Here is a 21,682-nt window from a genome sequence, read left to right on the forward strand (position 1 = left end):
CCTTTAATAGCACACCAATGCATACTTAAAATTAAATAACGGGCCGCAGCTAAGCACTCAGTAAATAGGCTTTGCCTTTAAACTGACACTATTAATTAGGCTTAAGTAATAGTAAGAAATTGAAAAATTAATTTCAAAATATCATACATCATATGTTTGCAATATTGTTATGTTTTGTTTAGTGTAGCGATATTGTGATTTATAAACGCATTATTTACAACTCAACCATAAAATTAACTAGCCGTAATAGTCTAATATAACCAATATGTTAGCTATGGTGTAATTAATATTTTTTAGCTATGTGCTTAACTATTATATTAAATAGGAAACTGTGATGAATAAGCTACTTGTTCTTCTTTCTGTATGTTTAGGCTTTTGCGTTAGTGCTAATGCAATGGCAAAAGCACAAACAGAAAAACCTAATATTGTTTTAATTTTTGCTGATGACGCAGGTTTTGGTGATTTTGGCTTTCAAGGTAGTACGCAGCTTAAAACACCTAATTTAGATAAACTCGCCCAAAGCGGTGTCCGTTTTACCCAAGGTTACGTGAGTGATTCTACTTGTGGTCCTTCACGCGCAGGTTTAATGACAGGTAAGTACCAGCAACGTTTTGGTTACGAAGAAATTAATGTACCGGGTTTTATGAGTGATAACTCGGCACTTAAAGGTGCAGATATGGGCTTGCCATTAGATCAAAAAACAATGGGCGATTACCTTAAGGAGCAGGGTTATAAAACAGCGGTATTTGGTAAGTGGCATTTAGGTGACGCCGATAGATTTCATCCTTTAAAACGTGGTTTTGATACCTTTTTAGGTTTTAGAGGTGGCGACAGAAGCTACTTTAACTATTCAGAACAAGAAATGAAAAATGGAAACAAACATTTTTTTGATAAAAAATTAGAACGCGACTTTGGTAATTACGAAGAGCCAAAAGAGTACTTAACCGATGTGTTAGGTAAAGAAGCCGCTAAATACATTGAACAAAACAAAGACGAACCATTTTTCATCTACTTAGCTTTTAATGCAGTACATACTCCGCTTGAATCAGATCCTAAAGATTTAGCTAAGTTTCCAAACTTAACAGGTAAACGTAAAGAACTTGCTGCAATGACCCTAGGTCTAGACAGAGCCAGTGGTTACGTACTTGATAAACTTAAAGAGCTAGGCTTAGATGACAATACTATTGTAGTTTTTTCAAACGACAACGGTGGCCCATCTGATAAAAACGCATCAAATAATGCACCACTTGCAGGTACTAAATCAAACCAGTTAGAAGGGGGAATTCGTGTACCATTTTTAATTAGTTGGCCAAAGCATATTAAACCAGGTTCGACTTACGACTACCCAGTAAGCACACTCGATTTACTGCCTACTTTTTACAGTGCAGCTAAAGGTAAAGCGTTAGGTAGTGATATTGATGGCGTTGATTTACTCCCTTATATTCAAGGTGAAAACACAGCACGCCCACATAAAGTGATGTACTGGAAAAAAGAAAACAGAGCTGTAATACGCGATAACGATTGGAAACTCATTCGTTACCCAGACAGACCAGCAGAGCTATACGACCTAAGCTCTGACATTAGTGAACAAACAGATTTAGCAGCAAAAAATCCTGAACGTGTTAAAACTATGTTTAAATCATTGTTTGAATGGGAATTAACGTTAGAGCGCCCGCGCTGGTTATTAAAAAGAAAATATGAAAAATATGATATAGACCGCATGGATAAATACCGTTTACCAGCAACTCAACCTTAATAACGCATAGGTAATAATAATGAAAATAGAATCCGTTGAAGCGCTTTTAGGCTGCGTAGGAAAACGTAATCAGCTATTAGTAAAAGTAGTAACCGAATGTGGCATAGTTGGCTGGGGCGAATCGGGTTTATCAAATCGAGAGCAGGCAGTTATTGGCGCAATACAGCACTTTTCGGGTTTTTTAAAAGGGCAAGATCCGCGTAAAATAGGCCGTATTTGGCAAGAGCTTTATCGTAGTCATTATTTTGAAGGGGGCCGTGTAATTACGGCTGCTATTTCGGCAATTGATATTGCACTTTATGATATTTTAGGTAAGTCATTACAAGTGCCTGTTTATCAGTTGTTAGGGGGTAAACAACGCGAGCACATAGCGTGCTTTGCGTGTTGTTATACAGAAGCAGATCCTGATAAATTTGACGATTTAGTTAAAGAAGCAAAAGCGCTTATCGCGCTCGGCTGGACAACAATAAGAGTCATACCGAGTCGTTTTGACGATTTACAGTTTTTTGAACCACAAGAATCTATAACGCGAACAGCGCGTTGCTTAAATGAATTACGAAAAGTACTGGGGCCTGATATTACACTCGGTATTGATTACCATCACAGATTAAGCGTGGCTGAGGCCGCTTCGTTTTGCCAACGTTTAAAGCCCGACACACTCGATTTTATTGAAGAACCGATTCGTCATGAATCTCCTGATGCCTATAAAACACTGCGTACTTTAACGCATATTCCTTTTGCAATTGGTGAAGAGTTTAGCTCTAAATGGGCAGCTAAGCCTTATATAGAACAGGGGCTTACGCAGTATTTACGTGTTGATGTGTGTAACATTGGTGGCTTAACAGAAGCAATGAAAGTGGCTGGTTGGGCTGAGGCACATTATATAGATGTTATGCCACACAACCCGCTTGGTCCCGTGTGTACAGCAGCAACAAATCACTTTGCAGCAGCACTACCAAACCTAGGCTTAATGGAAACACACCAAGGTCCGTTTAGTGAATTTGGCGCCCATGATCCACTTCTTTTTCCGAAGCAGCATGTATTAACAGGCAATAAATTTACTATTCCTGAAGTACCAGGTTTAGGTGTTGAAGTGAACGAAGCCGCCTTTAGATTGGCAACCCCAGTAGAAACCGAAGCGCCGCATTTATCAAAGCGTGATGGTTCACATACCAACTGGTAACTAGTTAGAGAGTTAAATGAATACACTTACAGCGACTGTTTTTGATAACACACTAAATTTTGTCGGCGAGGGCCCTTTGTGGCACCCGATCACACAAACGCTTTATTGGGTTGATTTTCCAAATCATATTTTGTACAGCAAAAAAGGCGACCATAAAGTTGGGCAACGCTTAGATGATATGGTTACCGCTCTGGCTTGGGTAAACAAGGAAACCCTATTACTAGCAAGTGATAAAGGCCTAAGTGCCTATAATACCAGTACGCATAAGCAAACTTTCTTGTGCAGTGTTGAAGCAGATAAACCTGACAACAGAAGTAACGACGGACGTGCCGATCCGTGGGGTGGGTTTTGGATAAGCACAATGCATGGCGATGCTAAAGAAAACGAAGGGGCTATATATCGTTTTCACAACGGAGTACTTACTCAGGTTGTTAGTGATTTAACGATACCCAACGGTATTTGTTTTGATAAGTCGCGTGCTAAAGCTTATTACGCAGATTCGAAAACGCAAAAAATTTACCGATTTGACGTCGACTCACTTACGGGTTCGCCAATAGGGGAGAGTGTGTTGTTTTTTGACTATTCAAGTTCAGCTGTATCACCTGATGGGGCTGTAATTGATAGCGAAGGCAACATGTGGATTGCACTTTGGGATGGCGCGCGTGTAGATTGCATATCACCCGAAGCAAAGGTAATTGAAAGCTTAGCGACTCAAACACCTCGCCCTACCTGCCCAGCGTTTGGCGATGACGGTACAACACTTTACGTAACGTCAGCACAATGTGGCCTAGAAGATACCCCATTTGATGCCATACCTCACGGCACTACGCTTGCATTTAAAAATGCGGTAAAAGGCGTGTTTGAGCCTTGCGTTAAAATAGACGGCTTTTAATTTTAAGTATTTACTTTAAATATTAATTTTGTGTTTTTCCTCTTACATTAATTAGATGTGAGAGGAAAAACACATTGCACAGATAAACATCATATGTTTATATTGTTTTTACTAATTCTATCAATGTTATTCTTTTATATGTTGTAGAGCACTCATTACCAACACAGTAAAAGTATAAAAATAAAACTAAGGGTAATACATTGAAAGACACACACACACAATCAACAAAAGCAATTAAGTACTCCCTCATTGCAGCATTTGGCGGATTTGTATTTGGCCTAGACGCGGCCAATATATCGGGGGCGTTACGCTATGTTAGCTCGCAGTTTGAGCTAACCAGTTTGCAAACAGGTAATGTTGTTGGTTGCGCCATTGTTGGCGTAATCATCGCACTGTTTTTTACAGGTACTTTATGTCAAAAATTTGGTCGTAAAAAGGTACTTATTGGCATTGCTTTAACGTATTCACTCTCTACGGTTATTTCTGCTTTTGCAGTAAGTTACCCCATGCTGGTTGTTGGACGCTTTATAGGAGGGGTCGCATTTGCCTCTATAACTGTCTCAGCCATGTATATTGGTGAAATTGCACCCGCTAATAAACGAGGCCAATTTGTATCAGTTAATCAGTTGCTTATAACGTTAGGTAGTTTATTTGCGTTTGTTGTTAATTACTTTTTTGTTAAAAACATGGGCTCAATTGAATGGTTAAATGAAGCCAATATTTGGCGTTATATGCTTGGCTTTGAAATTGTGCCTAATATTATTTGGTTTTCGTTATTAATGACTATTCCTGAATCTCCGCGCTGGTTAATGAGCAAAAAACGTGATGAAGAAGCACGCGCCGTATTCAAAGGTATGGGAATCAATAACAACGATACCGAAGTAGTACTTAATGATATTAAAGCAACCATTCAAGAAGATTCAAAAAACAGTGCGCTTGAACAACTTAAAGTCTTGTTTAGTAAGCCTATGCGTTTTGTTGTATTACTTGCTGTATGTTACGCAGTAGTGCAGGGCGCAACCGGCATGAACGCGGTATTGTTTTATGCACCTACGGTATTTGAACAAATAGGTATGAGCGTCGAAAACTCATTCTTGCAAACAATAGTACTTGGTGCGGTATCTGTATTATTTACATTGGTCGCCATATTCTTTGTTGAAAAGCTCGGCAGAAGAACATTAACGATTACCGGTTTACTGCTTATTGCTGTTGCGCATGTATCAATTTGGTATGGCTTTGAAAATGCCACGTACTCACTTAACAGTGAAGCAATAACCAAAGTTGAAGAGCAAAAAGTAGATATTATAAAGCTGCACGTTTTCGAAAATAAAATATACAGCACCGATGTTGCTCTAAAAGCAGATCTTGCCACTATTTACAGTAAAAAAGAGCTACCAGTTGTTACTGGTGCAATTATTAATGCTTCTATAAATATTAGTCCTGCGTATGTTTTATTTGGATTATTTGCATTTTTAGCGGCCTTCAATATGTCGATAGGGCCAATAATGTGGGTGATATTTTCGGAGATATTTTCAAGCCGAGTACGCAGCGTTGCGCTACCATTTGCTGCCTTAGTACAGAGTATTTCTAGCTGGAGTATTCAGCAGTTTTTCCCTTGGCAGTTAGAGAATATGGGCGCAGCAAACACGTTTTTATATTACGGAGGCGTCGCTATTGTAGGCTGTATTGTTATGGCATTCATACTTCCCGAAACTAAGGGCAAGTCTATTGAGGCCATTGAACGCGATTTGGTCCCTGGGTTCAATAAATAAGGAATATGACTATGTCATCACGATTATTAAACGAAGTTGCTATTGTCACTGGCGCAGCCGATGGTATTGGAAAAACAGTTGCACGCGTATTTTGTGAGCAAGGTGCTAAAGTGTGTGTTGCTGATATAAATAAAGAAATGGGTGAAAGTGTTGTAGCAGAGCTAAAAAGCAAAGGTTTTGATGCTATTTTTGCTCATACCGATATTAGTGATGAAACGGCTATAAAAAGCATGGTTGAAAAAGTAGTTAATGAACTCGGCAAGCCCAGTATTTTAGTTAATAACGCGGCTTTAATTAGCCCCGGGCGCAACGTAGATGACGTTACTCCACAAATGTGGCGGGATAGCTTTGCGGTTAATGTTGAAGGTATGTGGCAGTGTGCTGTAGCTGTACTTGAGCATATGAAAGACTTAGGCCGTGGCAGTATTATAAATGTAGGTTCAGTACATTCTTATAAAATTGTACCGGGATATTTTCCATATGCGGTAACTAAGCATGCGGTTATAGGGTTAACTAAAAACTTGGCCGTTGAATACGCAAAGCACAACATACGAGTAAACGCACTTTGCCCAGGCATGATAGAAACACCTATGGCGTTTAAGTCGTGGGAGCAAACAGACGATCCGCAAGCTTCACGCAAAGCAATGGGCGATGTACATCCTTTAAAACGAAATGGAACAACTGAAGAAATCGCTTATCCAGCCGTATTTTTAGCCAGTTCAGATTCGAGTTTTATGACAGGGCAAAGCTTAATTATTGATGGTGGCCGTTCTGTAATTTATCACGATTAAAGTGCTTAATTTAACACACTGTAAAGCTCATGGGTTTGAGGCTATTTTGCTAAAAAATAGTGAGCTTGCTATCACAGTCATTCCTCAGTTGGGTGCAAAAGTCATCTCTATTGTGAGTTTAAATCACAATAGAGAGTGGCTTGCACACGATAAACAAATTACTTTAAAACCTTCAAAAAACAATGATTTTTCTGAGCATGATAGTGGTGGCTGGGATGAATGTTTTCCGAGTATTTCTCCTCAATTGTATGATTATATCCCCGATAAAGCGCATTTTTCACATGATCATGGGGAGTTGTGGTGCCAGTCATGGCAGATAACGAATACCCATATCAGCGATGAAGAAATAATACTTAGTTTACAAGCTGAGGTTTTTGACTCTACTTTTACATTTATAAGAACGTTTACTTTAAAAAAACACAATAAGCGGCTGCTTGTTGATTACCACGTAAAAAATAACACAACTCATAATCTCCCTTTTATTTGGTCAGCGCATCCTATTTTTGCCATAAAGCCAGAGATGCGTATTTTAATAAATAACAAACAGATGGAGTTTAAAGTTGATGAAGGGCTTAGTCGTTTTTATAACGTTAATAGTGTGTTTGTTGACTGGAATGAGTGCTCAACTAGAGTCCCGCCGCTAAGCAAAGTCATGCCGTATAACAGTGGTTTTGCAAGTAAGGTTTTTAGCAAACACTTAAATACGGGCACTCATAAAGATCAAAATATAATTGTAAAACTGGTTGATGATAAAGCCAATCAAAGCTGCGGGTTTGAATTTTCATCAACAAGCATAAGTCACTTAGGGCTTTGGTTTAATTACAATGGTTGGTCTGCCAATGAGCATATACCCCCTTTTGTACTTGGGATAGAACCTTGCATAGGCAATAACGATTCTTTACACAAAGCCATAGCGAGTGAAGATGAAGGCTTAATTAGAGGCAATGCTCATAAATCTTGGCATATGAGTTTTTTTGTTAATTAAATGTATTTTGTGTTTGCTCAATCAAACATCATATGTTTAAATAGTTATTATGTATTGAGGCCAAGTGTCTTACTTTAATCATTTAGCCCTTAGGGTGTTGTAGATAATAATGGAGCGACAGAATGCTTTCTAAACAATTGTATATTGGTGGAAAATTAATAACGAGTGACGCAACGACTGAAATTATTAATCCTGCAACACTCGAAGTTGTAGGCGAAATTTCGGCTGCAGGTATTGATGAGGCAAACATGGCCTTAGAGTCTGCGCAAGAAGCATTTTTAAGTTGGTCTACAACGCCTGCAACAGAGCGTGCTCAATGGATGCTTAAACTGCGTGATGCGGTAATTGCAAACGAGCAACATTTACGTGAATGTGTGCATTTAGAAATGGCTAAACCATGGCAGTCAACAGTTGACGACTTTCAAATGTTAGTTGATAGCCTTAATTTTTACGCTGATGCCATTGTTAATATCGCCGATGAAGAATTAACAGATAATGAAGGTACGCACAGCCACGTTCTTTCGCGTGAACCTGTTGGTGTGGCTGCAGCATTTTTAGCATGGAACTTTCCATTATTAAACTTAGCTTATAAATTAGGCCCAGCAATGGCTGCTGGTTGTCCGCTTGTAGTAAAGCCGTCAAGTAAAACGCCTTTGTCTGCTTATGCTGTAGGCGAATTATGTGAAAAAATCGGCTTGCCAGCTGGTGTGGTTAACATACTTTCGGGCACGGATAGCACCGTAGGTGATGCTATTTCAGCGTCAACTATTCCCTCTGTACTTACTTTAATTGGTTCTACTAATGTGGGTAAGCATGTAATTGCAACAGGTGCTACGTCAATCAAGCGTTATTCAATGGAGCTTGGTGGTAATGCACCTGCCATTGTATGTAGCGATGCAAATTTAGATAACGCAGCAGATGTAATTTGTGGCGTTAAGTTTGCCAACGCAGGGCAAATTTGTGTTACTCCAAATCGTGTATTTGTACACGAAAGCGTTGCTGATGAATTTATTGAAAAAGTACTTACTCGTGCAAAAGCAGTAAAAGTTGGTTTTGATAAAAACGAGGCCATTGATATGGGCCCCGTTATGGATGCTAACTCATGGCAGCGTATTGATGATCTTGTCAAAGATGCACAGCAAAATGGCGCTAAATTACAGTGTGGTGGTAAAAAGCCCGCAGGTGTTATTGGCTATTTTTACGAGCCAACGGTGCTTACCAATATTGACTCGAACATGAAAATTTACAAAGAAGAAATATTTGGCCCGGTTATTAGCATTGTTACATTTAGCGATGAAGAACAGGTACTTAAAGATGCGAACGACACCGATGCTGGTTTGAGCTCATTTATTTTTAGCAGCAACGAAGACACAATATCTCACTTTGCAAAGCATTTACGTTTTGGCGAAGTACAAGTAAACGGTATTAAATACAGTATTAATTTACCGCACTTTGGCATTAAACAATCGGGTGTTGGGGCTGATTGCTCGTTATTAGCTTTAGATGACTACCTTGCATATAAACGTGTTTCACGTGCGTTAAAGGTTTAAGGAACAGACAATGAAAATCACTCAAATTATTAGCCACGTTTTACAATATGACCTAGACGAAGAACTTGGTTATTCGCAGCAATATTACGCTAAACGCACTGCGCATTTAGTTGAAGTTCGTACCGACATAGGTATTACAGGTTGGGGCGAATGTTTTGGCGGTGGTGGCGTGGCATTTGCTAATAAAACAATTGTTGAGCATGTTATTCAACCCATGATTTTGGGAATGGACCCACTCGACAGAGAAGTAATTTGGCATAAAGTTTATAACTTACTGCGCGATCATGGTCAAAAAGGTATGCCTATTCAGTCCTTATCAGGGGTAGATATTGCTCTGTGGGACATTGCAGGTAAGTTTTTAGATCAACCCGTTTATAAGTTACTAGGGGGAGCTTTTAGAGACCGCATTCCTGCTTATGGTTACGGAATGATGCTACAAAAGTTTCCTAACCTAGAAGAACGCTTTACCGAAGAAAGCCAACGTATTAAAGAAATGGGCTTTACGGCAATGAAAATGAAAATAGGCCTTTCACCAGATCGCGATATAAAGCTTGTTGAAGCTGTGCGAAAAGGCATTGGTCGCGATATGCGGCTAATGGTTGACGCTAACCATGCATACACCGCGCGCGAAGCTATTCCGCTAGGTCGAGAGCTGCAAAATTTAGGCGTGTACTGGTTCGAAGAACCGGTCGCACCAGAGGATCATCAAGGCTACCGCGATTTATGTGAAGCACTTGATATGAGCATTGCTGGTGGCGAAGCTGAATTTACTCGTTGGGGCTTTAGAGATTTAATTAAAAACCGCTGCGTCGATTTATTGCAACCAGAAGTATGTGCACTAGGTGGTATTACCGAGTATCAAAAAGTATTAGCGATGGCGCACGCGCATTTTGTTCCTGTTATAAACCATGTGTGGGGTTCGGCTATTGCGGTTGGCACTAACCTACATTTATTGGCTGCATTACCTGATTTACCTGGTGCTGCACACCCAGTACAGCCTATGCTTGAGTACGATACAACGCCAAACTTATTTAGAGAGCAGCTATTGCAAGAGTCTCTAAACATTAACGAGCAAGTTAAAAATAACAACGGAACTGTTGCGCTACCACAAGGTCCAGGCCTTGGTATTGAGCCTGATCTTGATTTTATTAAACATTACGAAGTATCAATTTAATAATTAAGGGCAGAGTTCATGAGTAATAACAAAAGCAACTTACCAGCATTAATTATTGTTGACTGGGGAAGCTCCAACTTTAGAGCTTTCTTAGTCGATAACAAAGGCATGATTTTAGATACTGTCAATGGTGAGCAGGGCGTACTTTCGATTAAAAATGGTTGTTTAGAAACCGTATTACTTAGCTATATATCAGATTGGTTATTAGAATATAAAATGCCGATTATTATGGCTGGAATGGTAGGCGGCGCAATTGGTTGGCAAGATACAGGCTATGTAAATACGCCAGCCAACCTTGACAGTATGAGCGTAAGCCTTTGCAAAGCAAATAATAAAGCAGATCTACGAATTAGCATTGTGCCGGGTATTAAATACGTTATGGAAAATAACGTATGTGATGTAATGCGTGGTGAAGAAGTACAAGTATTTGGCGCCGTTTTAGATGTAGAGCAAACAGCGGGTGAGCTAAGTAATCAAACCTTGGGTGAGACTATGTTTTGCTTACCAGGCACACACTCTAAATGGGTAGAAGTTGCTAAAGATACTCAAAATAAAACAGTAATCACCAGCCTTACCACCTTCATGACCGGTGAAATGTTTGATTTATTGACTAAACAAAGCATTTTAGGTGAAGGGTTAGAGTCACTAGTTAGCACTCAAACAGACATGCCCAGCTTTTTAAAAGGCGTTGGGGTTAGTCAGGTTCAAAGCAGTTTATTAAGTGCATTATTTAGTGCGCGTACTTTGAAGTTAGATAAACAATTAGCGCTACAAAACGTCCCAAGTTACATATCTGGTTTACTTATTGGCGCTGAGCTCGCGGGTATTAGAAGTAAGTTAAATGACATTAAGCATGTTTATTTGATTGGTAACTCGAGCTTGAACACTCTCTATTGTGAAGCGTTAAAAGAACTTGGCTTTACTTCTTCTATTTTAAGCAGTGCAACAGCATCAACTAAAGGCATGTTTACGCTTGCTATAAATGCGGGTTTAGTCACTGAAAAGGAATCTCAATTATGTCATTAATTTCGTTAACTCACGCTATGAAACAATTACCACTGGTTGCTATTTTACGAGGTATTACTCCAATCGAAGTGCTTGATTATGCAGAGGTACTTATTGATATTGGCTACCGCGTAATTGAAGTGCCACTTAATTCTCCTGATGCATTTAAAAGTATTAAGCTATTAAGTGATAAGTACGCAGATATAGCCATTATTGGCGCAGGTACGGTTGTTACCAAAGACGAAGTTAATCAAGTAATTAAAGCGGGTGGCCGTATTATTATATCGCCGCATAGCGATGTAGAGCTAATCCGTTTTAGTAAATTAAAAGGACTGTATAGCGTACCAGGATTTTATACACCGACTGAAGGCTTTGCCGCACTTCATGCTGGTGCAGACGCACTTAAATTTTTTCCGGCAGATACCGCAGGTCCAAAAGGTTTAAAAGCGATTACCACAGTACTTTCCAATATTGATATTTATCCTGTCGGTGGCGTGTCGCCTCAGAATCAAGATGAGTTTGTTGATGCAGGCGCATCAGGGTTTGGTTTAGGGAGTGGTTTATATAAAGTAGGAATGGGTTTAGAAGAGTTTACGGCTAATGCTAAAAAGTACGCTGCATATTACCTTTAGTTAATTTGAATTTATAAAAAACGTTGTTGTGTTTGCATCGCTAGCTCATCATTCCTCTCACTTTAAATGATGAGCTAGCGGTGCTATTTAGAATAAATTAAATATCCATTAACTTAGCTAAATTGGCTTTAGCATCAGCTAAAAGCTTTTCGGTAAGGGCTTGAGCTTTTTCACTATTACCCGTAGCAATAGCATCAAATACTTCTCTGTGAAATGGAATTGAAGCATGATTACTTTGTGCACTTTGGTTCGTTACTTTAATACTGACAAGTAACGCTGAAAAAATAACGCATTCCATCGAAATGAATAATTCATTATGAGAAGCCCGTAAAATAGCGCCATGAAAATGTGCATCAGCAATAACAAATTTATCTAAATCGCTTACCGAACTTTGCATTTCATTTAATGCATTTTCAATTGCTTTAATATCCTCAGGCTTTGCGCGTTGGGCTGCTACACTGGCTGCTTTTGGTTCAAATGCTAATCGAAATTCCATTAATTGAGTTAAAAACTCGGGGTTAAGTGGGGCGCTTAAATGCCATGCAAGAACATCATCGTCAAGTAAAGCCCAGTTATCACGCGTTTTTACACGAGTGCCAATGCCTCGGCGGACATCTAAAAGTCCTTTACCGACAAGAATTTTTACTGCATCACGAACAACAACTCGACTTACTTGAAAGCGTTCAGCTAAACGGTTTTCATCATCAATTAGCGAGCCAGGAGTATATGTGCCAGCAACAATTCTACGGCCTAATTCTTTAGCTACCTGCACCGGTAAGCTGGGTGACATGGCGCTGCTGCGTCTTAGATCGTAGTACGTTAATTCGCTCATAGTATCTTAGTGTCCGTATTATTTATTTATACATACTATTTATACGAATTTGCGACAATAAACAATGGCTATTTGCTATTTACTGTAGCAGAAAGACGAAAGCTGGCATCTTTGAGGAGTTTTTCGGTGAGTAATTCGGCTTTATCGGCATCTTTTGCAGCAATTGCTTCGTAGACTTCACGATGAAATGGAATGGATGCACCGTTATCGCGGGGGTCTTTATTTGTTACTTTAATACTGACTAAAAGTGCAGAATAAATAACGCCTTCCATTGAGGCTAAAAAGCTATTTTGAGCTGCTTTTATAATGGCTTTATGAAATAAAGAGTCAGCAATAATAAAATCTTCTGCGCTATTATCTGTTTCAGCCATGCGATCGCATGCAGCTGCAATTTCAATTAAATCTTCGGGACGTGCGCGTTCTGCAGCCCAGCGAGCAGCTTTTGGTTCAAAAGCCAAACGAACATCCATTAATTGCTCTAAAAACTTACGATTAGGTGGTGCTGACAAATGCCATGCTAATACGTCATCGTCCAGCATGTTCCATCTATCTCGAGGTAGTACACGCGTGCCAATACCTCTGCGTACATCAAGTAGACCTTTGCTTACTAAGATTTTTACCGCATCGCGTACTACCACACGGCTTACTTGGTAGCGTTTAGCGAGTGCATCTTCATCATCAATTAAACTGCCGGCTTCAAATGATCCAGACACAATGCGTCTGCCAATTTCTTTAGCCACTTGAACAGAAAGGCTCGCTGCCATTCCTGATGTTTGTTTTAGGTCGTAATATATAAGTTCGCTCATACCTTCAATATAAACATATTATGTTTGGCTGGTCAATGTAATGTGTACAAAATAGGGGGGGTAACTAATTTTAAACGTTGCATAGTGGGAATATAATAAAGATCGCTGATGAGCGATCTTTATAACAATTTGGGTTACTGCAATAAAGCGTTAAAACTTAGCGCGTAAACCTATACGGTAGCGCGGACCAGTATATTGGGTATTAATTACACGCTCTTTTACATCGGCATATTGGTAGGTACGTTCATCAGTTATATTTATTGCTTCGCCCGTAAGCGTAAAGTTATCGTTAACCACATAAGACATACTAAAGTCGAGCTGACCATAGGCTGCAGTATGCTCTGGTAATCCACCACTGCGTATACCTGCTCGGCTACTTAAAAAGTCATCTCGCCAGTTGTAGGCTAAACGCGCTTGAAATGCATTTTTATCGTAGTAGGCAACAATGTTATAAGAGTTTTCGGCAAATCCCTCCAATTTATCACCAGGGTCGGTGACACCTGGAAGCTCTATTTTTTGTGTGTTTTTATTTGTTGTATCAGCCCATGTATAGTTTGCTTGCACACCTAAGCCATTTAAAAAGCTCGGTAAATAATCCATGTTATGTTGTACAGCAAGTTCTACCCCACTAATTGAGCCGCCTGATTGGTTTTGCTTCGTATTAATGGTTTCGTTTACATTGCCGTATCCATCAATACTTACTGATGAATCAATATATTGCGACCCATCCCAAATGTCGGGTGTATTATCTAAATAAGTTATTTGTGCAATTGTGCTAGATATATCCTTTTTGAAAAAGTTAACTGCGTAAGCATCGCCGCTATCACTATAATATTCAAAAGATAAATCGTATTGATCAGCCTTATAGGGTGCTAAATAAGGATTGCCACCTGTTTGAGAAAAGCTACCTGCTTGCATATCTGTATACGTTGTTTGTACACCAATGTCGTCAATGGCAGGGCGCGACATTACTTTAGCAGCTGCGGCTCTTACCAATAAATTATCACTTAAATTAATACTAAAATTAACACTAGGTAACCAGTTAGTGTAACTATTTTTTGCTTTAAGGCTTCCTGGGTCTGTGTAATCAACTACTAGTAAAGGTTGGCCATTATCAAGTTCACCGGTATAACCTAAACGTCGTTTACCGTAACCACTTGAACTTGTATCAGTTTTTACGTAACGAACTCCTACATTACCGCGCCAATCGTAATCACTAATTAAGCCGCTTAGGTTCAACTGCGAATAAGCACTTATTTTCTCTTCTTTCACACTTGATGATGCAATTTCGTTATATTGCTCGTTTGGCCAATTTGGGTTTTTGGTCATATCACGAATAGCGCTATGGTATTTATTTATATCAGCAAACAAAAAGTCACGCGGAAAATTACCCGGCTCACTGCTTAAAAAATCTGAATAGGGACTTGCTGAAAATATGTCATCAGGCATGTCTCTAAGTTCGCCACAAATATCGGCATCGGGTGCTACTAAGCCACAGTTATCTTCATGGAATGTTTCAAAGCGATCTCTTATTTTTTCACGATCTGAATACGCAATACCAAAATCGATTGAATCTAAGGTTAGGCTTTTAGTGAACTCTAAGTCGAGTAGGTATTTCCCTTTTGTTTGTAGCTCCGTAATCGTGTCTTGCAATTCGTAATGTGAAACTTGATTCCAATGTGCTCTTACGCTTGTCGGCGAAGCATAATCAATGGTTGTGTCTAAATTAACGGTATCAGTGTTTCTAAAATCAAAATCTAAACTGTCGTTTCGCTCAGGTGAGATATAATTAGGAACTAATAAGTCATTTCGCGGCGTTGATTTAGATGTTGAATGGCTTATATCAAACTCAAGCGTTAATACATCAAACTCTTTTACAGAATTAAATCCAAACGCCTGTGTTTTTGATTTTGATTCAAGCTCTTGAAATAAACCATCAATTCTAAAATCTACATTGTCACCGGTTCCGCCCAGTGTTCTTCCCGAAAACTTAGTGCCTGATAAAATTGTACCCTTGTCTGACACGACCACATTTCGCCAATTAGGATATTGTAAACCGGCTTGTAAACCTTGAGTTTGAGTTTCTACCGAGAGGTCGGTATACATGTAATCAAATGTATTAGTGAAACTTGAATCTGGCGCCCACTGAAAACTGGTATTAATACCAATACGTTCGCGATGCTCTTGTCCTAATGCGTACTCAATTCGACCTGCATGGCGAAGCATGCTCGGCGTCACCACATTTCCATCTAAATTATGAATGTCGCCTTCAATAACACCTGGCTCATTATTAAGTAATAACCAGCGAGTTGTACCCATTGAATCGTATCGGTTATCACTTTTTTGTTGCGAAAGAGCAATATTAAACCCGAATGTTTCATCAGCAAACGTATTGCTAAATAATGCAGAGTATTCAGGGCTTGTTTCGCCAGAAAGCTCACTGTATTTAGCGTTTATAGAGCCCAGCACATGCAATCCTGGATTATCTAAAGGGCGTGCTGTTTTAACGTTAACATAAGCACCAATACTGCCTTCAGGCGTTTTAGCGGTGGGAGACTTAACTACATCAGCCCCCGAAATTAGCTCTGCTGCTAATACTTGAAAATCAAATGAGCGACCAATTTCAGAGGTTGCTAATGTACGTCCGTTTAAAGTAACAACGTTAAATTCTGGGCCGAAACCACGAACTGTTATTTTTGAGCCCTCACCATTTACACGGTTAATTGAAACACCTGGAATACGCTGCAAGGATTCGGCAACGTTTTGATCTGGAAACTTACCAATATCTTCAGCAACAATACTATCTTGAACACTATCGCTGTAACGTTTTAATGAGGACGCGGCCTCTAAACTTGAGCGAACGCCCGTAACTACAATTATTTCAGTGTCACCTTTACCTTCGCTTTGTGTAGCCGCTTGTGCAAAAGAGCAACTTGAAAGGGTAGCTAAAATAGCAAGCACAATCTTTTTCTTATGATACATAGTGATCTCCATATTGGTGTGTAGTTGTGTCAGATTAAAGGTATTTACTAATGACCCCGTATATTTGATAAATAAACTTAAAGCAATGTTACGTCATACGAATCTAAACATCACATGTATTGGCGTCAAGTTAAATTTGTAAAACACATTTTGTATTCGCGATTTTAGTTCCCACATGCTACTTAAACACAAAATTAAACTGGCTTATTTGTGTTATTTATATAAACATAATATGTTAGTTAATTGAATACATAAAAGGTAGGGTAAAGTTTGATAGAAAACCTATTAACGTGGGATATATTTATGCGTTGTATTATTCCGTTATTGGTAGCTAATATATTTTTTATGGCACTGGTTTACTTCTCTCTCGTACGTAAACGTTTTGGTACTGCCTATAACTATTATGTAATATTTTTTATTACATTTATTTTTTATTTGTGCGGGCCTTTACTTAACGCACTTCCTATTGAGCATACTAAACCTTACCTGCAGCTCGGGCGTACTATTTTATTTTTTTGGTTCGGACTTCCTTCTTTATTGGTTGCCCTTTTTAGACAATCAGACATATTGCTGCCCCATGCAGTACAATATTTCAGCTACGCTTTTGGCTTTGTATTTTCACTTAGTTATTTGGTATTAACTGATTTGACTCACCCTAAAATAAACGTGCTTTTAGATTTTGGGGTCGTTATTGGACCTTTTACTTGGCTGGTAATAAACCATGTTTATTACTTACAGGTAGTGGCTATTATGATGTTATTAATTTTGCCATGTGGATATTTGCTTTTGCATGGGAAAAATCTGAAAAACCATGGCTATATATACAGTGCATTATGTTTAGGTGTTGTCGCTGTGCTAGGGAGTGTTTACCAGCATTGGGTATTCTATTATGCGGGTACAAGTGTTTGTGGTCTAATTTGGGCTGCAGCAATATTTAAAGATATATACATTACAAATAACGCGCTTAGGTTAAATACTGCGCCAGCGTCACTCTTTAAACCTGAAAAAAATCATACATTGGATAAAAATAAGTTTATAAATAGCTCTCTTTTGCTCAAGAATAAGCTTAAAAAAGCTAATTTAATAGTATGTTTCGGCGTCGTAAAATCACAGCTAAATAAACGTTACTTAGCCTCGGTCTTTAAATACGTTAATAAATATTTTTCCCAAGTTACTTACATTTTTCTATCCGACAAACATTTAGTAAAGCATAACACTAATACCAAAGGGGTTAGTGTTAATGAAGATGTTGTAAGAGCTGCGCAGCGATATATCGACAAAAATTACTCTAAAAACATTAACATTGACATAATTGCCTGTGCCATTGGAGTAAGTCGTTCTTACTTAATAAAGCAATTTAGGCAGGCAACAAGTAATACAATTAACAATCAAATAATTGATATACGAATAGAAAAAGCAAAGGTTATGTTGCTTGAAAAGTCCGTAACAGAAACGGCCTTTGAGGTTGGTTTTAATAATTCAAATTATTTTGCTACGGTTTTCAAAAAAAGAACAAACTTTACCCCGAGGCAATTTAAAGATATTTTTACTGGGAAAACTACAACTAAATAATGGGTAAAAGCCGTTTTTAGAGAACTTAGTACCCATATTTTGAGGTTTATACCATTATTTTCATATTAAATTAGCTAATCGGCCATGTTGCATTCGTGCAATTTATCGGCTGATGTTAGGCATTAAATTATGCAGTTAAATAACCTTGTTTCCCTGTGTAAATTAATGCCTGACCACGCAATTCTGTACACAGTTTTTATGTGTTTACAGATTCGGTTTATACTGACAACTAATGGATAAATAATGAACCTTACAAATACAGTAATTTTACCGGTATCAGCGTTAGGTATGCTACTAATAAGTTCAGCATCCCAAGCAGACATGCAACCACCTATAGCAAAACCTGGCGAAACATGGATTTTACAAGTTAAGCGCTCGGATGAGTTCGATGTAAAAGACGCGACTAAGTGGAATTTTCAAACTGAAAACTACGGTGTTTGGTCTTGGAAGAATGAAAATGCAACCGTCTCCGATGGAAAATTAAAGCTTACAACTAAGCGTGAAACGCATCAGCGTAACTTTTGGGATGGATGTAATCAAAAACAACTGACTAATTATCCACTTTATTATACATCAGGGGTAGCTAAGTCTAGAGCTACAGGCAACTACGGATATTATGAAGCGCGCATTAAAGGCGCAAGTACGTTTCCTGGTGTTTCACCTGCATTTTGGATGTACAGCACAATTGACCGCTCTTTAACTGAAGAAGGCGATGTGCAGTACAGCGAAATAGATGTAGTGGAGCTAACTCAAAAACGCTCGGTAAGAGAGTCAGACCATGATCTGCATAATATTGTAGTAAAAAATGGCAAGCCTACTTGGATGCGCCCTGGTACATTTCCTGATACAAACCATAGCGGCTACCACCTACCTTTTGATCCGCGTAATGATTTTCATACCTATGGAGTTAATGTAACTAAAGATGACATTACGTGGTATGTAGATGGCGTTGTTGTAGGTCAGAAAAAAAATCTTTATTGGCATCGCCAAATGAATCTAACTCTATCGCAAGGTCTTCGCGCCCCGCATACCGAGTGGAAGTGTAATCAATTTTATCCATCAGCTAATAACTCAGAGCAAGGTTTTCCAACGTCTATGGAAGTTGATTATGTTAGATCATGGGTAAAAGTTGGGAATAATACAAATCCAGATGGAGGGGATTCTCAGGGCGGGAATTCATGCCCTGATACGTGGGTTGGTGTTAACAGTGTGAGTATAAGTTCACCAACACAAGCGTTGAGAAAAGGCCAGTCAGCAACGATTGAATCGACGGTGTTACCTGCCTGCGCAACGAACAAAAATGTTATTTATTCTACTAGCAATAAAAATGTAGCTACCGTGAATAATGCCGGAGTTGTTAAAGCCAAAAATAAAGGCAGCGCGACAATTACGGTTAAAACTAAAAATAAAGGCAAAATAGATACTTTAGCCGTGAGTGTAATATAAATTAAAACTAATTAGCCTCAAAAGGATTTGAGGCATGCTATTTTCAAGTCGCAGAGCAATGATTTTAGGGACTTAATAATATGACGAATACAAATTTACGCCGCTTGGGTCTTACTTTTATGTGCTTAATAATAGCTTGTGTATGTATACATTTGGCAAATAGCCCTAATGATAAGCCAATAGAAGATGGTAATATTAAATTTTATAAAGTAGACGTTCCCCCACGTTTTACAAAAAAAATACTTAATAGCAACAGTGCCTCTAAGTCTATAGTTAAAAAGCCGCAATATATAATTATGTTGAATAAAGCGTTATTAATAGGCGCTCAACAACAACGTATAGAAAAAATAAGCGACATTTTAAAAATGTGGATAAAAAAAGCGCCTTATTCTTGTTTGAGTTGGCTTAATCAGCAACGTGCTACTAAGGAACGTACGTTATATATCAGTAAAGTAATGCGTATATTAATCTCAGAAAATTTATCAATAGCAAGTGACATCATCTTAAGTACACAAGAGTTTTATTCAAATTTGAATATTGTTAACGAATACTTAAATGCACAGGCGAAAGTAAATCCTTATTATGCAATTGATTGGCTAAATGCATTAGATAATTCCAATATCAAAAAAGAGGCTGAACTCAGCTTGTTAAAAGTGTGGGCAAAACACGATCCTATTCAGTTACTAGAATACCTTGAAATAAATACACAAATAAAAGCGAATGATCGTAAACTAATTCAACATGAACTAGCGCTACAATTAACGAGTCAAAACCCACAAAAGCTACAAGATGAATTTTATACTTACCCATCATTATTACAGCCAGATTTAGCGTACTCTATTATTAGTCAATGGCCAGAAGGTGAACTTAATAAGGCACTAGAATGGATACATATGTTAGAGGGTGAGGAAGCAAAATTTTACGCGATACAGAGCTATATTGACTATACAGGCTCATCCATAGTTGGCCTTACTCCGCTAATAGAGCAAATTCACAACCCAACATTGCGTGCCCGTTTGTTTGATAAATTGTAATAAACCTATAATAAGCAAAGCTAAACAATACACTTAATGTATGTAAATGTAGTATGTTTTGGTGTGTATGTTGCTGCATGATTATCAGGAAATACTTAATCTAAAAGCCGTACTTTGAATAGAAAATGCTTAGGTCGTGTTGAACTTGGGAGGTTGAATTTACAGCAATTTGTTTGGTTTTTAGGCGGCGCAGAGCCTGTGTAGTGTGGTTATTCCCAATAAATAGTTGATAACGCAGCATAAATACCAAACATTCGCGCCCTTGGGTTCTTTCTAGGGATGATTAACTCTTTGTTGCTTATATTGATGCAGATAAGGGGCGTGAGCAGGACACGGAAGCTTTACTCGGTTTTTACTTATTCTTACATGAATGTAAGCCAGTAGAGTAACGCAGGAGCAGTTATCGAGCTCACTAGGTTACAAACTTCACGCCGTGATTAAGCCTTGTTATAAATTGATTTAATAGGAATAAAATGACTAACTCATCAAAGTTTACCAGTATTGCAAAGTATTTATTGAATAAAAGAGGGCACAATAATGAAGTTTCAGATTTCCCTGAAAACCTGACTATTAGCTCAATGAATGACGTAATTAATGTACAAAAATTAATGATTAAGCTAAATAATAACACGGTTTATGGCTGGAAATGTATGTTGCCATTAGACAATGGTGCATACATTTTAGCTCCTCTTCTTCACATGCCAATTAAATCGATCGAACATTGCGAGCTTATTACAAAGAACGATAAAGCATTAATGGAGCCTGAAATTGCCTTTGTGTTGAATAAAAATTTAGATATCTTTAAAGAATATAAAAATGAAGAGGTAGATAATGCAATTGGTAGTGCCCACCTTGCTTTAGAGCTTATTCAAAATAGATTCACAGACGATTATTCGGCTACACATTTCGAAAAATTAGCGGATGGTTTGTCTAATCAAGGTGTTTATTTAGGCCCTAAAGTAGACATTAAAAAAGTATATGAGAGCAGCAACATACATATTACTGTTAAGCAAGGCGATAGGGAGTCAAATCATATTGGTAAACACCCAGCTCACTTGCCACAGGAGCCACTTTATTGGGCTATAAATTTCTTAGCGGCTAATGGCTTTGAATTAAAAACAGATCAAATTTTCATTACCGGTTCTTATAACGGTGTGATGGAGTTAGATATAAATGAGGTAACGTCAATTAAATATGAAGGTTTAGGCGAGTTTAAAGTCGAATTTGTTTCTAATAATTAGAGCAAATCCTAAAGCAGAACCTATGGGTA

17 protein-coding genes are annotated in these 21,682 nt (G+C 38.4%); 14 read left to right on the forward strand and 3 right to left on the reverse strand.

Annotated elements, in window-relative coordinates; genetic code table 11:
• The first annotated feature begins 334 nt into the window (after positions 1 to 334).
• From D172_RS07710 to D172_RS07755, 10 genes are all read left to right on the forward strand, one after another.
• A complete protein-coding gene (locus D172_RS07710; protein WP_007378529.1) occupies positions 335 to 1,756 on the forward strand; it encodes a sulfatase in 1,422 nt (473 codons plus the stop codon).
• A gap of 19 nt (positions 1,757 to 1,775) precedes the next feature.
• Positions 1,776 to 2,939 (forward strand): mandelate racemase/muconate lactonizing enzyme family protein, encoded by a 1,164-nt coding sequence (locus D172_RS07715; RefSeq protein WP_007378528.1) that lies wholly within the window; start codon positions 1,776 to 1,778, stop codon positions 2,937 to 2,939.
• Between the two features lie 16 nt (positions 2,940 to 2,955).
• Entirely contained in the window at positions 2,956 to 3,831 is an 876-nt protein-coding gene (locus tag D172_RS07720; RefSeq protein WP_007378527.1) for an SMP-30/gluconolactonase/LRE family protein, read from the forward strand.
• Between the two features lie 200 nt (positions 3,832 to 4,031).
• Positions 4,032 to 5,603 (forward strand): sugar porter family MFS transporter, encoded by a 1,572-nt coding sequence (locus tag D172_RS07725; RefSeq protein ID WP_007378526.1) that lies wholly within the window; start codon positions 4,032 to 4,034, stop codon positions 5,601 to 5,603.
• 11 nt (positions 5,604 to 5,614) lie between these two features.
• Positions 5,615 to 6,394, forward strand: coding sequence for an SDR family NAD(P)-dependent oxidoreductase (locus D172_RS07730; RefSeq protein WP_007378525.1), 780 nt, complete (start codon positions 5,615 to 5,617; stop codon positions 6,392 to 6,394).
• A gap of 46 nt (positions 6,395 to 6,440) precedes the next feature.
• Complete coding sequence (locus D172_RS07735; RefSeq protein WP_007378524.1) at positions 6,441 to 7,379, forward strand: hypothetical protein; 939 nt, start codon at positions 6,441 to 6,443, stop codon at positions 7,377 to 7,379.
• A gap of 122 nt (positions 7,380 to 7,501) precedes the next feature.
• Positions 7,502 to 8,929 (forward strand): NAD-dependent succinate-semialdehyde dehydrogenase, encoded by a 1,428-nt coding sequence (locus D172_RS07740; RefSeq protein WP_007378523.1) that lies wholly within the window; start codon positions 7,502 to 7,504, stop codon positions 8,927 to 8,929.
• Between the two features lie 10 nt (positions 8,930 to 8,939).
• Positions 8,940 to 10,103, forward strand: coding sequence for a mandelate racemase/muconate lactonizing enzyme family protein (locus D172_RS07745; RefSeq protein WP_007378522.1), 1,164 nt, complete (start codon positions 8,940 to 8,942; stop codon positions 10,101 to 10,103).
• Between the two features lie 18 nt (positions 10,104 to 10,121).
• A complete protein-coding gene (locus D172_RS07750) occupies positions 10,122 to 11,129 on the forward strand; it encodes a 2-dehydro-3-deoxygalactonokinase (protein WP_007378521.1) in 1,008 nt (335 codons plus the stop codon).
• Positions 11,120 to 11,740 (forward strand): 2-dehydro-3-deoxy-6-phosphogalactonate aldolase, encoded by a 621-nt coding sequence (locus D172_RS07755; RefSeq protein ID WP_007378520.1) that lies wholly within the window; start codon positions 11,120 to 11,122, stop codon positions 11,738 to 11,740. The genes D172_RS07750 and D172_RS07755 overlap by 10 nt, the downstream gene beginning before the upstream one ends.
• Before the next feature lie 97 nt (positions 11,741 to 11,837).
• On the opposite strand, the gene D172_RS07760 is transcribed toward D172_RS07755, so the two are convergent.
• The 3 genes from D172_RS07760 to D172_RS07770 form a co-directional block, all read right to left on the reverse strand.
• Positions 11,838 to 12,572: a FadR/GntR family transcriptional regulator gene (locus D172_RS07760; RefSeq protein ID WP_033023829.1), complete on the reverse strand. Its 735-nt coding sequence runs from the start codon at positions 12,570 to 12,572 to the stop codon at positions 11,838 to 11,840.
• Positions 12,573 to 12,640: 68 nt separating this feature from the next.
• Positions 12,641 to 13,378, reverse strand: coding sequence for a FadR/GntR family transcriptional regulator (locus tag D172_RS07765; protein ID WP_007378518.1), 738 nt, complete (start codon positions 13,376 to 13,378; stop codon positions 12,641 to 12,643).
• Between the two features lie 150 nt (positions 13,379 to 13,528).
• The gene (locus D172_RS07770) at positions 13,529 to 16,360 is read right to left on the reverse strand and encodes a TonB-dependent receptor (protein WP_007378517.1); all 2,832 of its coding nucleotides are present in this window, start codon (positions 16,358 to 16,360) and stop codon (positions 13,529 to 13,531) included.
• Between the two features lie 303 nt (positions 16,361 to 16,663).
• Here D172_RS07770 and D172_RS07775 point away from each other — a divergent pair, with 303 nt between their 5' ends.
• The 4 genes from D172_RS07775 to D172_RS07790 all read left to right on the forward strand — a co-directional run bounded on the left by D172_RS07775 (position 16,664) and on the right by D172_RS07790 (position 21,653).
• The gene (locus D172_RS07775; protein ID WP_007378516.1) at positions 16,664 to 17,932 is read left to right on the forward strand and encodes a helix-turn-helix transcriptional regulator; all 1,269 of its coding nucleotides are present in this window, start codon (positions 16,664 to 16,666) and stop codon (positions 17,930 to 17,932) included.
• A 243-nt stretch (positions 17,933 to 18,175) separates the two neighbouring features.
• Positions 18,176 to 19,378, forward strand: a complete 1,203-nt coding sequence (locus D172_RS07780; RefSeq protein ID WP_007378515.1) for a family 16 glycosylhydrolase — start codon at positions 18,176 to 18,178, stop codon at positions 19,376 to 19,378.
• Between the two features lie 80 nt (positions 19,379 to 19,458).
• Positions 19,459 to 20,412, forward strand: a complete 954-nt coding sequence (locus D172_RS07785) for a hypothetical protein (RefSeq protein ID WP_033023827.1) — start codon at positions 19,459 to 19,461, stop codon at positions 20,410 to 20,412.
• Positions 20,413 to 20,885: 473 nt separating this feature from the next.
• Entirely contained in the window at positions 20,886 to 21,653 is a 768-nt protein-coding gene (locus D172_RS07790) for a hypothetical protein (RefSeq protein WP_007378513.1), read from the forward strand.
• The last annotated feature ends 29 nt before the right edge of the window (positions 21,654 to 21,682 follow it).

The sequence above is a fragment of the Pseudoalteromonas sp. Bsw20308 genome (assembly GCF_000310105.2).
GTDB classification, from domain to species: Bacteria; Pseudomonadota; Gammaproteobacteria; order Enterobacterales; family Alteromonadaceae; genus Pseudoalteromonas; species Pseudoalteromonas fuliginea.